The organism is Flavobacterium sp. LHD-85, assembly GCF_030929595.1.
Lineage (GTDB): Bacteria > Bacteroidota > Bacteroidia > Flavobacteriales > Flavobacteriaceae > Flavobacterium.
Genome location: NZ_JAVFVR010000005.1, coordinates 1 through 15,585 on the forward strand (window position 1 = coordinate 1; position 15,585 = coordinate 15,585).

The window sequence follows — 15,585 nt, forward strand, 5'->3', positions numbered from 1 at the left end:
GGTGGTTATTGCGGCGGGGCTCACCTCTTCCCATCCCGAACAGAGAAGTTAAGCCCGCCTGCGCAGATGGTACTGCATTATTGTGGGAGAGTATGTCGTCGCCTTTCTTTTGAAAACCCCGTTTCTAACGAAACGGGGTTTTTTGTTTTTGGGAATTTTTGGGAATTTAAATTCAAGATTACATTTTGTCAATTTGATTAATCTGTTTGAATAATTTTTATTCAGAGCTATTTGTCTTTATTCTTTTAGGAATGTGGCTTTAAAACGCTTAGAATGCATCGAAAAGCCTGGGTCGGATCTGTGTTTGTTTATTAAATTTAGTGTCGGAATAGGCTGGAGAAGTATCTGTTGAAGATTGGGTTAATGTTTAGTGGACTAACGGCTATACACCAATTTTAGGTTATTGGTGAAAATGATGTGATTAGTGGTTTAAGCCGAGTTGTTAAGAATATATAGTTACCAAATACGAACCTTTGAGATTTGATGGAGTAAATACTGTTGGTTTGAAATGAAAAGGATTTGAGAAAACAGTTGAACAGGATAAGATTCTAAACTTTGTTCGTCACTCCAAAAGGGGAATTATTAAAGGCTTTGATATTTAAATATATAAAAATGCTAAATTTATATGTTTAATAAATTAACTCATCATGACAAAATACAGCACAAATTCTAAGGTCGATTTTTATTTTGAAAAGGCAGAAAAATGGAAAGACGAAATCGAACAAATGAGGGAAATTGTTTTAGACTGTCATTTGTCTGAAGAATGGAAATGGGGATCTCCGTGTTATACGTTCGAAAAAGCAAATATTGTATTAATCCATTATTTTAAAGAATATTGTGCTTTTTTGTTTTTCAAAGGTGCTTTAATGAAAGATCCGGATAATATTTTGATTCAACAATCAGATAATGTACAGGCAGCGCGTCAAGTTCGATTTACGAATGTTGAAGATATTTTAGCTAAAAAAGAAATTCTAAAAAAGTATATTTTTGAAGCGGCTGAAATTGAAAGGTCAGGACAAAAAGTAGAGCTGAAAAAAGTTTCTGATTTTGAAATTGCAGACGAGCTTCAGCATAAATTTGATTCTGATGCTGTTTTTAAAAAAGCTTTTTACGCTTTAACTCCAGGAAGACAGCGAGCGTATTTGCTTCATTTTTCCCAACCTAAGCAATCTAAAACAAGAGAGGCTAGAGTAGAAAAAAATATTCAGCGAATTCTGGATGGAAAAGGATTGAATGATTAAAAAATATCAATAAAAAGAAAAAACTCCTTTAATGAAAAGGAGTTTTTTTTTGTTTTATAATTTTAAGAGATTTGTTGCTCTACTATATTTTTCTTTCGAATAGAAATAATTGATTGCAGTAAAACAGAAGTCATGACCAAGCTTATTCCTATGTAAAAAGAGAAATTAACGGATTGGCCTTCATTAAAAAATAAAAAAGCTAATATTATTGAATAAATTGGCTCTAGGTTGAAAGTTAGATTGATGGTAAATGCTGGAATCTTTTTAAGTGATTCTGCGAACATAACATAAAGGGCAACGGTACAACATGATGCTAAGATTAATAGATAGAAAGTATCTGTTAAGCTTGGAATGAAAGTTTGGTCTGGAAAATTGTAAAAATAAAAAGGCAATGCGAATCCTAGAACTAAAGTTCCGCCAAGCATCTGATAAAAATTAATTAATTTACTGTCATAAAATTGTACCAGTCTTTCGTTGTAAATAGTATATAAGGCAGCAAATGCAGACGACATTACTCCAAGTAAAATTCCTAGTTGATACGAAGAATCAAAATGGAAAATTAAACTTATCCCTAATAAAGTTAGCATACTTAATAAAACCTGACCTAGATTAAATCTTTTTTTATTGAGAATAGGTTCAAAAAAAGCTGTAAAAAAACTAGTCAGACAATAACAAACAACACCTATAGATATGTTAGAATACTTAATGCTGGCATAGAAAAAAATCCAGTGAATGGTGATAAGAACTCCAGCTTTAGAAATTTTTGCTATTTCAGAAAATGATTTGAGCGTTTTAATATTGTATATTTTTAAAATAAAAAATAGGATAATAGAAGCAAATAATACTCTATACCAAACTAAGGTAATTTCGTTAAGAGAAATAAGTTTTCCGAAAACGCCTGTAAAACCAGCAAGTAAAACTGCAGTGTGCAGTATCAAATAAGATTTTTTCATAAGAGGTTGTCTATCCTTTTTTGGAGGATATATTTTTGAATATTAATAATGTGATTGAGGTAAAGACACAAAAAATCGGACTGAAGATTCAGTCAAGTGTCAATACTAAAAAGAAGTAGTATTAATTTTCTGGTGGTGAAAGACAACCTGCTACGTGCATGTTTAAATTTGAATTTTAACAAACTTATAAAAATGATGGGGAATGAAAAAGTTAAAAAAGTTATTTAAATGTGAAACTTTAAACAATTTAACAACTGAATTGAATAAATCTGATTTTGATTTGAGTATTTATTTGTAGAACTTGCAACGTCACCAAATTACGTAATTTATAAGTATACTATAATCTAATGAGTACAAGCCAGTCAACCACAGCGGTTCTTGAAACAAAACAGCATTTTGAAATTTTAGACGGACTAAGAGGCATCGCAGCATTTGCTGTTGTGGTGTTTCATTTTATGGAATGGATTTTTACAGATCCAAGTCAAAACTTTATTGGGCACGGATTTTTAGCTGTTGATTTTTTCTTTTGCCTTTCTGGATTTGTAATTGGATATGCTTATGATGATCGTATTGCAAAAATGGGTCTTCACAATTTTTTTATATCCAGAATTATAAGATTGCACCCTTTGGTTATAGCGGGATCAATATTAGGGTTATTGGCTTTTTTGTTTGATCCGTTTGGGGGGCATTTGGAATTGTATAGTACAGGAAAAATTATTTTAACATTTATATGTTCCTTATTTCTTATTCCGTTTCCGGTTATTGAAGATCGCGGATTTAATTTATTTAGTTTTAATGCGCCTGCATGGTCTCTTTTTTGGGAATATATTGCTAATATTGTTTATGCACTTGTACTTTATAAAATTCGCAAAAACTTTTTAGTTGTTCTTACTTTAATTTCTGCAGTTGCAATTTGTTATGTTGGATATAGTTCTGGAAATTTAATAGGCGGATGGAGTGGACCAACTTTTTGGGACGGCTGCGCGAGAATATCGTACTCTTTTTTGGCGGGATTGCTAATTTACCGATCCAATTGGATTATCAAAAATAAATTGGGATTTGCCGGATTGACTATCTTATTGCTTTTGGCTTTTGTAATGCCTTTTTCAAAGTGGAATTGGCTGACTGAACCTTTTGTGGTTTTATTTTACTTTCCGTTATTAATTTCTTTGGGTGCTGGCGCTCATTTAAAACCTTGTTTGAAAAAGATATGCACATTTTCGGGTAACATTTCATATCCGTTATATATGACACATTATGCTGTACTATGGATGTTCGGGAATTACTATGTCAATTATAAACCAAATACAATACAGCTTACATTTATCGTAACAACGAGTGTGATACTTTTAGTTGGCTTTGCTTATTTTGTAATGAATGTTTATGATAAGCCATTAAGAAAATATTTGACAGACAGGAGAAAAAAATCATTGTGAAAAGAATAATCTTTCAATATCATAAAATTTAAGATGAAAGAATATTACTTAATTTTAATGCTTGCATTGTTTTTTAATTATTCAAAATCACAAATCAAAAAAAATCAATCTAAAATGAAAGCAGAAGCGACAGTTAGTTTAATTAATATTTGTAAAAGTAAGCTTGATATTTTTGATCGTTTTATGAATAAAGGAACAACCGATGTTGAAATACAGGAACTGGAAAAATTTACAGATCAAAAATTACCTGCATCTTATATTCAATTATTGAAAACTTATAACGGAGAAAAAAGAAGTTTGGGTTTCTTGGGAGGATTTGGATATTTAGGTGTTGAAGAAATTAAAAGTGAATGGCTATTTTTTAAAAATGCTCCTGACACAAAACCTGAAGCTATTAATCAGGTCAAAAAAATTACTGATATTTTGTATTCCACTAAAAGAATCCCATTTGCCCACGATGGCTCGGGAAATTTTCTTTGTATAGATTTTATTCCAAATACAGACGGTATTTTAGGGCAGATTATCTATCTTCCATGCGGAGATCCTGAGCCGGTTTCGGTAATCGCAGATAACTTTGAAGATTTTCTAAATTTAATGATAGGAAAAATTGAGTCTGAAAAATTGAAACTAGTTGATGAAAGAGAAGATTGGGACGCAAAAGACTGGGAGAAGGCAGATATTTATTTTGAGAGTACATGGAATGATGATTGGAGTGATATTGCAGAAGAATATAATACAAAAAAATAGTTTCGTTGTTCAAAATACAGAACCAATTCGGAGATGTTGGAGCCGAGAAAAAGATGTCTGAAAAAAAGGATTAATGAAATTTTAGGAACAGCATCATTTAGAAACTACAAAATAAAAATGAATGGGCTTTAACCGATTAGAAATTCAAAAACCTGATGAATCGGGCTATTATGTTTTAGATGAAGAATATCTTCTTTCCTGTATTTACTCAGATGGCTGGACAGAACGTCTCTTAAGATTTGAAATTTTCGTTGATATTTATTATGAATGCAGGGGAGAAATTGGCTTTTATTCAGGAGAAAAAGATAGTAAAGAAATTGAAAGTTTATTGGGGTTTGAATTGCCTACTGAAATCAAAAAACTGATAGATCTTTTAATGAATCAAAAAGAATTGCAATTAAAAAAGTACTATTCTGATTTTTTTATGGAAGATTCTAGCAGACTTCATTTTGTTATTAATCGTGACGGAATTTCGCATAATTCAGGAATTGGAATTATGTTGAAAAAACTCGAAAATCCAAACGAATCAGAAAAGTTACTTTTTCTTTTGAAAGAAGAATTTGAAAAACTTCGAGAAGGCCTTTACAACAAAATGCTTTTAGAACGAGGTCTGATTAAAGAAGTTGTGACATCTAAAAAGAAACGAAACAGGCGCTTGTAAAATATCTTATATTTATAAAACGTTATTCGAAATCTAAACTTTTACTGCTAATAGAAATTGCATGAAAAACACATTTTTGCTGGTTTTTTTATTATTAAGTTCACTTTCATTTGGGCAAAATCCTTCTTTTAAAATCAAATATTCTGAACAACTTGCGGTTTTTGTGTTCTTAGAGAATTTATCTGATTATTATCCAGATAATGTTTTTAAAACAGAATTTCAAAAATCAAAGTACAATGTCGAGAAGTATAAAAGCTTAATCTCAAAATTTGATCAATTGTCTATTTCGTATAGTTTTCGGTTCGAAGATTTTCCGTACGGCTCAAAGAAAACAATGCAGACAAAAGATATCTTGAAAAAGAATTTAATAGAGACAGATAATTTAAATGATTTCAAACTTCGTTCTGCTGGAATGATTCCTAATAAAACTTTGAGTGATTTAGGCGAATGTATTTCTGAATTTACACCAATCTATAATGAACTGATTTATAATTCGAACAAAGAAAAATTTGAAAAACAGTTGGATGAAATTATCAAATATTCTGATGAACATCACATTGAAGATTACTTTAAAACAGGATTAGTATTTTATAATTCTAGTTGGGATAATTCAATTCCGTTTGAGGCAGCCTTTTATCCTTTACCCAATTCAAAAGGTTTTACCGCTTCTGCATTCTGCAATAATTTCGTTAGCGCCATTCAAACCGATTTAAAATCTCATAAAGATTTGTTTAGTGTAATGATGCACGAAACATATCACATTGTTTATGACGAACAATCGCTTGAAGTTAAAACGGCAATTGATACTTATTTTAAAGAAAATAAATCGAAATGCAGCAATTATGCTTATCAGCTCATGAATGAGGTTTTGGCGACGGTATTGGGTAACGGTTATGTTTACGAAAAATTAGATAATAAAGTTGATGAAGGAGAATGGTATAATAATAAATATATCAATTTGATGGCACGAAAAATTTATCCGTTAACTCAAGAATATATCGAACAGAAGAAACCGATTGATAAGAATTTTATAGATCAGTACATTGAGCTTTATGAGACCAATTTTCCAGATTGGATAAACGAAATGAATAATATTATGACGTATCGTTATGTGATTACTGAAAATGAAAAAGATTTTAATGTAATAAACAAAATGTTCCGTTATCGCTCCAGAACAGAATACGAAGATCAAATTACAGAAAGCAGTATTGAAAAAATGAAGCAGACACCATTGACCAAAATGGTAATTATTTCAAAAGATAATAAAGAAAAGATAAAACTCTTAAAAGGCAAGTTTAAAGAACTGAAAAACTGGAAAGGAAATCCAGATAAAGAATTTGCAGATAAGATTTTCTTAGATGACAAAAGTCAATTGATAATTATAAATCAGAAAAAAACTGATTTGGAGGTATTGATTAAACTAATTGAATTGTGATTTTGGTTAGAAAAAATGGAAATATTCTGTCATTCCTTTTGTTTTTTATTTTTTTTCAAAATATTCAAGCAAAAGAAATAGTGGCTATAAATCATAAATGTGAAGAAATAAAAGTTATTCAAAAGATTGAATTTAAGTCTAAGTACAAATATTTCTTTTTTAGAAAAACTAATCACAAAAAGGTTACACGAATTGATAAAATTATTGATGAAAATGGAAAAACATTAATAAAAGTCAAAATGAAATCAACCGAAAGAGGTGATGAGTATCTGTTTCGAAAATTTCATAGGATATTAATTATCAATAAAGAAATACATGAAGTTTCTTGTGTTGTTGGTCAAGAATCAGGAAAGGTAATAGTTTATAATTTTTGCGGCGAAAAAGTAAAAGAGTTTAGTTTAAAGTCGGAAGAGCTATTCGAAAAGTATAAGTTTTAGTGCTTGAAAATGTAAAACCAAAAAAACTTCCTAGCAATTAAGAAAGTTTTTTTTGACTTAAACTATATTATAAATTATCCTTAATTCGTTTTGTTATTTCTTCAATTGTTCCCATTCCGTCAAAAGTCAAGACTTTAATTTTTGACTTCATATATTCAATTGCTGGTCTGGTTGAACTTTCAAAAACTTCAATTCTTTTAAGATGAATATTAGCATCTTTGTCATCTTTTCTATTAGAAGTTTCGGCTCTTTTCTGTGCTCTTTTTAAAAGTTCTTCTTTGGGAACATCGATATTAATTACTTTTCCAATTTCCAGATTTTACGAGTTCCAACAAATCATTTACTTGCGGTTCAGTTCTTGGGTAGCCATCTAAAATAATTCCGTTTGCATTTATGTTTTCATCCAATATTTTGCTGAAAAGATTTTTCATTATAGAATCAGGAACCAGATCTCCTTTTTCTTCATATTGAGACATTATTTTTCCAATTTCTGTTTCATTTTGTTTTTCCAAACGGCATCTGTCACCAGTCGAAATATGCTCAAATTTAAGTTCGTCTTTTAAAATTTCGCATTGCGTGCCTTTTCCAGAATAAGGAGGCCCAGTAATTATTAATATTTCCATTTTATTTATAAAGTTTTTAATTTTCTTTTGATTCTTTAAAGTTAAGGATGATTTGTTCTAACCTAGCAAGGAGTCGTAAAATTTAAAAGAAAAATATCTCTTTTCTCTGATAATGCAAAACCTCATTATGAGATATTGATAAAAAAATTGTCGAAGAATGCGACAATTCATCAGCTGTAAATGACAATTCGGTCAATAAAAATTGAATGTTTTATTGAATAAAAATACTTTTACATCAAAATCAAAACAACCATAATCCATAACCATGAAGAAAATTTTAAAATTTATCAAAATCACGTTTATTAGCCTTTTGAGTATTATTTTGCTTTTTATTGCTTATTTATATATCAGCAACAAATTATTTTTAGAATCGAAAAATGATGATAATGTAAAGTATTTGGCAGAAAATAAAGTTCAGATTGGAGCTTCTATCGACGGAAAAATATTTGATGATGAGTTTTATAAGTCACAAGTTTTTTTACTAGGAGAAATTCATGGTTATGCAGATAACCAAAAGATAGATCTGGAAATGCTTTTTTTCCTGAATAAAAAATTAGTAATCAAGTATTATATTGCCGAAATGGATAGCTTGACAGCTAAAAAATTGAATGCTTTTTTATTCTTAGAAAAAGAAAAGAATAAAGTGGCTTTGAGAGAAGTTGTTGAATCTATCAAAAGAAGAATTCCGCAACAGTCAAGTCAGGAATTATTTGATAAATGGAGTGCGGTGCATGATTACAATCAAAATTTGGCTGATTCTTTAAAAATTACTGTAATAGGAATTGATAAAAATTTTGATGATGAATCGAAAGGTTCTAGAGACGAAGCGATGGTGAGCAATTTTAAAAATGCAGTTCAGGAAATGCACCTTGAGAATGAAAAGTTTTATGGCCTTTTCGGATATTTTCACGCACTGCAAAAGAAAACAGAATCGGGTAGAGCAACTTTTGCAGCAGGATTAAAAGACTCGGGAATAAAAGTGACAAGTTTTGTAAGCTATACTATTGATAGCGAAATGTATCTTCCGAAAAATCCTCAGTTTCCAACTCCTAAAAATGAAAAAATAGATTGGATAAATGCCGATGGTCCATTAATGCTTGTAAAAGGAATTAATGATCTAAAGGAATTGAGCAAGCCAGAATCTATTACACTTTTTAAACTTAATTCGAAAAATTCGCCTTATTTGAAATCACAAAATTTGATAACAGTAAAATCTAGAGCTTTTGGAGAAAATATTGTGCCTCTCAAAGATGCTTCTGCAGCTGATTATTTTCAATATGTGTTTTTACTGAGAAATTCTGCAGCATTGACGAAATTGAAATAAGAATTTCTTTGTAATTTTTAGAAACTCCATTAGAAATAATGGAGTTTTTTTTATGTAAAAGCTCATTTCTCGTGTTTTAAAATTTTAAAAGTAAAAACAATTAGTATATTTGTAACTTATAAGTATAGACTATACTCTATGCTTTATTGTTTTTTCATCAAAAAAATAAAATTATGCTTGTAAACGAATTGTCGAAAAGAACAGGATTGTCAATCCACACTATTAGATATTATGAGAATTTAGGAATGATTAAGGGAATGACTGATGAGAATGTGACTTCTAATAATTACAAACATTATGATGCTAATACTATTGAGCGTTTAGAAATTATAATAGAAGCAAGAGAAGTCGGGTTTACTTTGGCAGAAATAAAAAAAATATTAATTAGCTGGTTTGAGACAACTGACTCTAAACCAGAAACATTGGAACTTTTTCAAGCGAAAATAAAAGAGATCGATGATAAAATGAAATATTTTAAACAAACCAAAAGTCTTCTTGAAAAAGTATGCGAGAAAATACAAAGTAATAATGATTGATTATTAAAGTGTAAAAGCGTGTAGAGAACTCCTTAAGAATTTAAGGAGTTTTTTTATGGTTCTTATTTTAACTATTTAAGAAAAGTTTTATGTGGAATTTAAGAAATTAACAAGAGATTTTGCAAATAGTCTTATATTCGCTTTTGAACTCGTAGAATGAAATAGCATACTAAAATAAACTATAGATAACAACTAGAATTAAAATTAGAAAACTAAATTATGCAAGAAGAAATAACCAAGCATTCAAACAAAATTTACAAAGCAGTGAAAAAGTCAGAACACACGTTGGGTGAGAAAGTAAAAGAGATCATTATAGAAATATGCATAATCGTTTTTGCTGTTACACTTTCAATATCATTACACAGTTGGAGTGAACATAGGCATCAGCAAGAAGAAGTGCGTGCGTTTCTTGCTAATTTAAGAAATGATCTAAAGAATGATGTAGAAAGTATTGACAGAGAATTGGGAATGTACCAAAAGACAAACGCAGACTACGAAAAAATTCTGGCATTAACGACTTCTCAACTTGACAGTATTTATAAATCTAAAGGTAAAGTAAACTTTCCAATTCATTCACATGGACAAACAATGACTATCGGTAATTACGAAAGTTTTAAGTCTAGTGGTAAACTTGGCTACATTGAAGACGAAAAATTGAAACAGAAAATCTTAAACTATTACCAAATATTTGTGCCAGCTGCTAATGAAGTTGATAAAATGTACACTGAATTTTTGTTTAAGTGTTTTGATAAAGAAATAGAAAATGCAGATAAGCCAGAAAAAGAATTGTATTCAGACCCAAAATATAAAAAGACACTTGCATATCTTGTTAAATTAGGTAAGAATAATATAAGGGTTTATAAAGAAAACACAAAACCACTTGCAGTTGAGCTTATTAAAGAAATTGACAAAGAGTTGGGTAAATAAAAAGAAAAACTCCATTAGAAATAATGGAGTTTTTTTTATGTCTAAACAGGATATTTTTCTTTTACCAATTCATAAGGATATCTTCGATTGTAATGTAGCCTAAAAGATAGAGAATAAAAAGGATTGTACTTAGTATTATTCCTCCTATACTAGTGTAGAAGCTGTTTATTGTCCAGTAAGAAGGGGAGTCTTTTTGATTTCTGTAAAGTTGTTTTAAATCCCCAATTCCCATAAAAAATAAAAGAAAAATGAAGATAAGAAAAGCATAAAGCGTTTCCATGTAGTTGTGTTGTTTGGTGTTGTTAAGGTTTGGGAAATTACAAAAAAAACTCCTAAATATCTTAAGGAGTTTTATGGTTGGCAATGATAACTTGTTTCGGTTTGCAAATGTGTAAAAGCAAAAAACTCCAAAATCAAATGACTTTGGAGTTTTTGGAATTTTGTGGGCGATGAGGGGTTCGAACCCCCGACCCCCTCGGTGTAAACGAGGTGCTCTGAACCAGCTGAGCTAATCGCCCTATTTTACTAGGTTGCTATCGTTTGTGATTGCGAGTGCAAATATACGTTTGTTTTTGAGTTCTGCAAACAATTTTGCTAAATCTTTACCGATTTTCGAGTAGGATTTCTCCTTTTAGTTGAAAAGACAAGAATGTATTTAGTTAAATGAAAAATGAAAAGTATATTGAGAATATTAATTATTTGATTAATAGCTCTTTCTTCAATTTGTCAAATGCAATTATATCTGCTCGTAAAACAAAAGGATTATTTTTAGAATTAATATCTATCCATTCTAATTTTTCCAATCCTGGAATTTGAACATTTAAATCTTCAATATTTAGTATTTTGACGGTATAATAAATATTAAGAATCTGTTTGTTGTCTTTAATGCGAGATTCAATGAAATCTTCTTGTGTATAATGATGATCTAATATTTCTATTTTTAAATTTAGTTCTTCATGAAATTCGCGATGAAGACATTCAATTGTTCCTTCTCCAAATTCAAGACCGCCTCCTGGTAATTTGCATATTGGTATTCCTGCATATTTTTCATGCAAAGCCAAAATTTTATTGTCATTTATGCAAAAGGCATAAACTCTAACATTAAATCCTATTAGTTCACTCATAATTTTGATTTTTTGAATTAGAAGAAATTTAAAAAAGGCATAAAAAAAACTCCTTAATTTCTTAAGGAGTTTCTTGGTGGGCGATGAGGGGTTCGAACCCCCGACCCCCTCGGTGTAAACGAGGTGCTCTGAACCAGCTGAGCTAATCGCCCTATTTTACTAGGTTGCTATCGTTTGTGATTGCGAGTGCAAATATACGCCTGTTTTTGAGTTCTGCAAACAAAAAACAATAAAAAATAAAACTTTTTTAAAAATAACTTATATCTGTTTGTTTATGAATTTGTTATTAAAATGAATTTTTTAAGTTTTTTTCTAAATCAAAAGTATATTTTAGTCTAAAGGCAATTCGGCAACGACAAAAGTGCTTCCACCAACATAAATAAAATCATTTTTGGAAGCATTTTTCTTTGCTTCCGTGAAAGCAAGGACAACAGAATCGAATTTATCTCCTATTAAATTGAAGTTTTCAGCCGCATTTTTTAAAGTTTCAGCAGGCAAAGCTCGTGACGAATTTGGATGACAAAAATAATATGTGGCCTCTTTTGGGAAAAGTGGCAAGATAGAATCCAGATCTTTATCGTTTACAACGCCCAAAACAATATGAAGTTTTTCGTATTTTTCGTTTTTCAGCTGATTCATTACAACCGATAATCCGTGTTTGTTGTGAGCCGTGTCGCAAATAATTTTTGGGTTTTCTCCCAATTGCTGCCATCTGCCTTGTAAACCAGTATTTTTTACAACATGCAATAAGCCTTCTTTTAATTGTTCAATCGAAATCTTAAAATCAGTTTCATTATTCAAAATCGAAATCGTCTGCTGTACCGTTTTTTTATTATGAAACTGATAATCTCCAATCAAGTCAGACAAATAAATCTGATCGATTAAATCTGATGCAAAATAAATCGGAGCTTTATTTTCTTCGGCTTTAGCCAAAAACACAGGTTTTGTTTCATCTGTATATTCACCAATAACAACAGGAACATTTGGTTTAATAATTCCAGCTTTTTCGCCAGCAATCGCTTCCAAAGTATTTCCTAAAAATTGAGTGTGATCTAAACCAATATTGGTAATTACCGAGACTAAAGGCGTAATTATATTTGTAGCATCTAATCTTCCGCCAAGACCTACTTCGATAATGGCAATATCAACTTTTTCTGCTGCAAAATAATCAAAAGCCAAACCAACCGACATTTCGAAGAAACTCATATCATTAGCTTCAAAAAAAGATTTGTGTTTTGCGATAAATTCAATCACAAACTCTTCAGAGATTTCTTTACCGTTTATTTTAATTCTTTCTCTAAAATCTTTCAAGTGCGGAGAAGTATATAATCCGACTTTATAACCTGCTTCCTGTAAAATAGAAGAAAGCATGTGCGAAGTAGAACCTTTTCCGTTTGTTCCCGCAACGTGAATGCATTTCAGCTCGTTCTGCGGATTATCAAGATGGGCTGCCAACAATTTGATATTCGTTAAATCTTCTTTATACGCAGAAGCACCTTGCAATTGGTACATTGGAAGTTGATTAAACATCCAATTGGTGGTCTCTTGATAGTTCATTTGTTTAGATAAAATGGTTGTTGATTGAAATAAATTTCGATTTTTGTAGTTTAATATTACAGCGAAAATTATCTTTATTGCAAATTTCAAATATTTTTTAGAATTAATTATTAAAAACCAGAATTAATATATGTTTACTTTTATTCAGTTACAAACAGATACAATCGCAAATGCTTCAAATGTAGTGGTCGAGAAGATCGCGGCACCGCAAAATGAAATTTCAATGTTTGGTTTCATTATGAAAGGGGGAGTGTTTTTGATTCCAATCGCGTTGTTGTTGTTTTATACTATCTACCTGATTTTTGAACGTTATATGTACATTAGCCGCGCGTCTAAAATTGACAGCAGATTAATGCAAGATATTGGCGAAAAATTACATTCTGGAAATATCGAATTAGCAAGAACAATTGTAGAAAGAAACAATACTGCTGCCGGAAATATTTTGAAAGAAGGGGTTTTGGTAATAGGAAGACCAATTGCAGAAATTGAAGCCAACATGGACCGTGCTGCCGATATCGAAATTGGCGAAATGGAAAGACATTTAGGCCATCTTGGACTTATTGCTGGTATTGCACCGACGTTAGGTTTCATCGGAACGATTTCTGGAGTTATTAAAATTTTCTACAGTATTTCGGTTACCGAAAATATTAGTATCGGAAATATTTCTGGAGGTTTATACGAGAAAATGATCAGTTCTGGATCTGGATTAATTGTGGGTATTATTGCTTATAGCGCTTACCACTTATTGAACGGAAAGATTGATAATTTTGCTTTAAAAATTCAGAAACAGATTTTAGAATTTGTCAATATAATTCAAAGAGCATAAGCCATGTCTATTAAAAGAAAAAGAAGATTTCACGCCGAAGTTGCGACTTCATCTTTGAGCGATATCATGTTTTTCCTGCTGTTGTTTTTCTTAATTATCTCAACACTGGCAAATCCGAATGTTATTAAGATGACATTGCCAAAAGCTAAAGCGAATGAAAAGACCAATAAACAGTTAATTAGTTTATCGGTTACAGAAGATAAAAAGTTCTACATTGACAAACAAGAAGTAGATTTTGAAAATCTAGAAACCAGCTTAATGTCTAAAATAGGAGCAGACAAAGAACAAACCGTTGTAGTTAGAATTCCGTTCAACCTGCAAGTTCAAGACTTAGTAGATGTTTTACAGATAGGAGTGAAGAACAATTTGAAGTTTGTAATTGCTACAAGTCCGAAATAGATTTATCATTAGGGCGTGACCACAATAAAAAAAATGGGCCAATCAGCTAAGTGTTGATTCGCCCATTTTTTTATTCTGGTCGGGCTATACGCGCTACTTCGGTAGCCAGCTCCTATCCCTCATGCGAACAAAAACATGAATTTTACACAACACTTTGTCATCCTGAGCGGAGTCGAAGGACACGCTAGAAGCTCGACAAAGATTGATGATTCTCTTTGTGGAATCACTTGTGTGTCCTTCGACTCCGCTCAGGAAGACAAGCTAATCGTAAGAATAAAAGCAACAAAAAAGGCTTTCAGAATTTTCTGAAAGCCTTTTTCTATTATAGCAGATTTAGTGTAAATCCGTGACTCGAGCCCGAAGGGCGAACAGACGAAGTAAATTCGTGTTTTAATTCAAGTTAAAATTATAAATAATTCTTCCAACTTGTTTTGGAGCAGCATTATCATCAGCAGACCATTTTGTATTTAATGCGGCAATTTTGGCTTGTTCTAATAAGCAACTTGCTTTGTTTGTTGTTCCTTTTATTCCGGCAGTCGCACTAACGGTTTTTCCAGTTTGATCAACTGTAACTTCAACCACAACAGTTCCTTCTTCATTGCAAGTATATTTTGGTGCAGGTTTAGATAATGCTTTTCTTCCATTCAAAGAATATCCAGATCCGCCACCAGAACCGCCACCACTTCCAGCTCCGTAACCGCTTCCGGTTCCAATGCCATTTCCAGTTCCGTTACCGCCTCCAGTTCCTCCGCCAGAGCCACCAGAACCGTAATATCCGCTAGAGTTTAGACTTCCGTTTGCTTTTCCTTTGTTTCCAGCCGCTTTATCGTCTCCGTCACCACCTTTATTCGAACCTTTCATTATGCTTGCTAGCGCATCATTTGTTGAGTTAGAAACTTTTGGTTTCTCTGGCACAGGTTTTTGTATTGGTTTTTCAACAGGAACAGGTTTTTTCGGTTTTTCTTTTGTTGGAATTACAACGTCATTTTCTGCAGTTGTATTTTCCTGTGTAATTATCGATTCCTCTTCTGGAGTTGCTTTTGCAGGAGCTTGTTTTACATTGTTTTTTACATCTAGAACTTCACTTTTATAATTAGCACCAGAACCTAAATCACTGTCTCCAAAATTTATGGTCACGCCACCTCCGCCACCTCCGCCATCAGCAAGAGCTACATTGTTTTCTGGATTATATGGTGGCCAGAAACGTATAAAAAACAGCAATAGAATTATTACTGCATATATAGCTGTTGTGAATAGCAATGATTTCTTTTGATTTGAAGAAATTGAGGAACTCATTTAAATTCTAAATTTTGAAATGTATTATTTTAAAAACGTTTAAAAGTAGTAAAAATTGTTTAG

16 protein-coding genes, 2 tRNA genes and 1 rRNA gene are annotated in these 15,585 nt (G+C 31.3%); 12 read left to right on the forward strand and 7 right to left on the reverse strand.

Features of this window, described 5'->3' with window-relative positions:
* Together rrf and RB618_RS09810 are read left to right on the forward strand one after the other, a co-directional pair.
* Positions 1 to 107: ribosomal RNA gene (gene rrf / locus RB618_RS09805) — 5S ribosomal RNA — on the forward strand; the annotation flags it as partial.
* A 540-nt stretch (positions 108 to 647) separates the two neighbouring features.
* The gene (locus tag RB618_RS09810; protein ID WP_308068583.1) at positions 648 to 1,241 is read left to right on the forward strand and encodes a DUF1801 domain-containing protein; all 594 of its coding nucleotides are present in this window, start codon (positions 648 to 650) and stop codon (positions 1,239 to 1,241) included.
* 62 nt (positions 1,242 to 1,303) lie between these two features.
* On the opposite strand, the gene RB618_RS09815 is transcribed toward RB618_RS09810, so the two are convergent.
* On the reverse strand, positions 1,304 to 2,194 hold the full coding sequence (locus RB618_RS09815; protein ID WP_308068584.1) for a DMT family transporter: 891 nt from the start codon (positions 2,192 to 2,194) through the stop codon (positions 1,304 to 1,306).
* Positions 2,195 to 2,541: 347 nt separating this feature from the next.
* Between RB618_RS09815 and RB618_RS09820 the strand changes: the two genes are divergently transcribed.
* The 5 genes from RB618_RS09820 (at position 2,542) to RB618_RS09840 (ending at position 6,910) form a co-directional block, all read left to right on the forward strand.
* Positions 2,542 to 3,630 (forward strand): acyltransferase, encoded by a 1,089-nt coding sequence (locus tag RB618_RS09820; protein WP_308068585.1) that lies wholly within the window; start codon positions 2,542 to 2,544, stop codon positions 3,628 to 3,630.
* Positions 3,631 to 3,663: 33 nt separating this feature from the next.
* Positions 3,664 to 4,377, forward strand: a complete 714-nt coding sequence (locus tag RB618_RS09825) for an SMI1/KNR4 family protein (RefSeq protein WP_308068586.1) — start codon at positions 3,664 to 3,666, stop codon at positions 4,375 to 4,377.
* A 121-nt stretch (positions 4,378 to 4,498) separates the two neighbouring features.
* Positions 4,499 to 5,038, forward strand: a complete 540-nt coding sequence (locus RB618_RS09830) for a hypothetical protein (protein ID WP_308068587.1) — start codon at positions 4,499 to 4,501, stop codon at positions 5,036 to 5,038.
* A 61-nt stretch (positions 5,039 to 5,099) separates the two neighbouring features.
* A complete protein-coding gene (locus RB618_RS09835; protein ID WP_308068588.1) occupies positions 5,100 to 6,473 on the forward strand; it encodes a hypothetical protein in 1,374 nt (457 codons plus the stop codon).
* Positions 6,470 to 6,910, forward strand: coding sequence for a hypothetical protein (locus tag RB618_RS09840; protein WP_308068589.1), 441 nt, complete (start codon positions 6,470 to 6,472; stop codon positions 6,908 to 6,910). The genes RB618_RS09835 and RB618_RS09840 overlap by 4 nt, the downstream gene beginning before the upstream one ends.
* Before the next feature lie 293 nt (positions 6,911 to 7,203).
* Here RB618_RS09840 and RB618_RS09845 read toward each other — a convergent pair whose 3' ends face one another.
* Positions 7,204 to 7,533 (reverse strand): nucleoside monophosphate kinase, encoded by a 330-nt coding sequence (locus RB618_RS09845; RefSeq protein ID WP_308068590.1) that lies wholly within the window; start codon positions 7,531 to 7,533, stop codon positions 7,204 to 7,206.
* Positions 7,534 to 7,798: 265 nt separating this feature from the next.
* Between RB618_RS09845 and RB618_RS09850 the strand changes: the two genes are divergently transcribed.
* From RB618_RS09850 to RB618_RS09860, 3 genes are all read left to right on the forward strand, one after another.
* Positions 7,799 to 8,857, forward strand: a complete 1,059-nt coding sequence (locus RB618_RS09850; protein WP_308068591.1) for a hypothetical protein — start codon at positions 7,799 to 7,801, stop codon at positions 8,855 to 8,857.
* 173 nt (positions 8,858 to 9,030) lie between these two features.
* On the forward strand, positions 9,031 to 9,393 hold the full coding sequence (locus tag RB618_RS09855) for a MerR family transcriptional regulator (protein WP_308068592.1): 363 nt from the start codon (positions 9,031 to 9,033) through the stop codon (positions 9,391 to 9,393).
* A 219-nt stretch (positions 9,394 to 9,612) separates the two neighbouring features.
* Complete coding sequence (locus RB618_RS09860) at positions 9,613 to 10,320, forward strand: DUF6090 family protein (protein WP_308068593.1); 708 nt, start codon at positions 9,613 to 9,615, stop codon at positions 10,318 to 10,320.
* A gap of 443 nt (positions 10,321 to 10,763) precedes the next feature.
* On the opposite strand, the gene RB618_RS09865 is transcribed toward RB618_RS09860, so the two are convergent.
* The 4 genes from RB618_RS09865 to RB618_RS09880 all read right to left on the reverse strand — a co-directional run bounded on the left by RB618_RS09865 (position 10,764) and on the right by RB618_RS09880 (position 13,001).
* A tRNA-Val gene (locus RB618_RS09865) sits at positions 10,764 to 10,838 on the reverse strand.
* A gap of 177 nt (positions 10,839 to 11,015) precedes the next feature.
* Positions 11,016 to 11,444, reverse strand: coding sequence for an NUDIX domain-containing protein (locus tag RB618_RS09870; protein WP_308068594.1), 429 nt, complete (start codon positions 11,442 to 11,444; stop codon positions 11,016 to 11,018).
* A 74-nt stretch (positions 11,445 to 11,518) separates the two neighbouring features.
* A tRNA-Val gene (locus RB618_RS09875) sits at positions 11,519 to 11,596 on the reverse strand.
* Positions 11,597 to 11,774: 178 nt separating this feature from the next.
* Complete coding sequence (locus RB618_RS09880) at positions 11,775 to 13,001, reverse strand: folylpolyglutamate synthase/dihydrofolate synthase family protein (RefSeq protein ID WP_308068595.1); 1,227 nt, start codon at positions 12,999 to 13,001, stop codon at positions 11,775 to 11,777.
* 130 nt (positions 13,002 to 13,131) lie between these two features.
* Between RB618_RS09880 and RB618_RS09885 the strand changes: the two genes are divergently transcribed.
* On the forward strand, positions 13,132 to 13,827 hold the full coding sequence (locus RB618_RS09885; protein WP_008464191.1) for a MotA/TolQ/ExbB proton channel family protein: 696 nt from the start codon (positions 13,132 to 13,134) through the stop codon (positions 13,825 to 13,827).
* A gap of 3 nt (positions 13,828 to 13,830) precedes the next feature.
* A complete protein-coding gene (locus RB618_RS09890; protein ID WP_308068596.1) occupies positions 13,831 to 14,226 on the forward strand; it encodes a biopolymer transporter ExbD in 396 nt (131 codons plus the stop codon).
* A gap of 390 nt (positions 14,227 to 14,616) precedes the next feature.
* On the opposite strand, the gene RB618_RS09895 is transcribed toward RB618_RS09890, so the two are convergent.
* Positions 14,617 to 15,522: an energy transducer TonB gene (locus RB618_RS09895; protein ID WP_308068597.1), complete on the reverse strand. Its 906-nt coding sequence runs from the start codon at positions 15,520 to 15,522 to the stop codon at positions 14,617 to 14,619.
* Between the last annotated feature and the right edge of the window lie 63 nt (positions 15,523 to 15,585).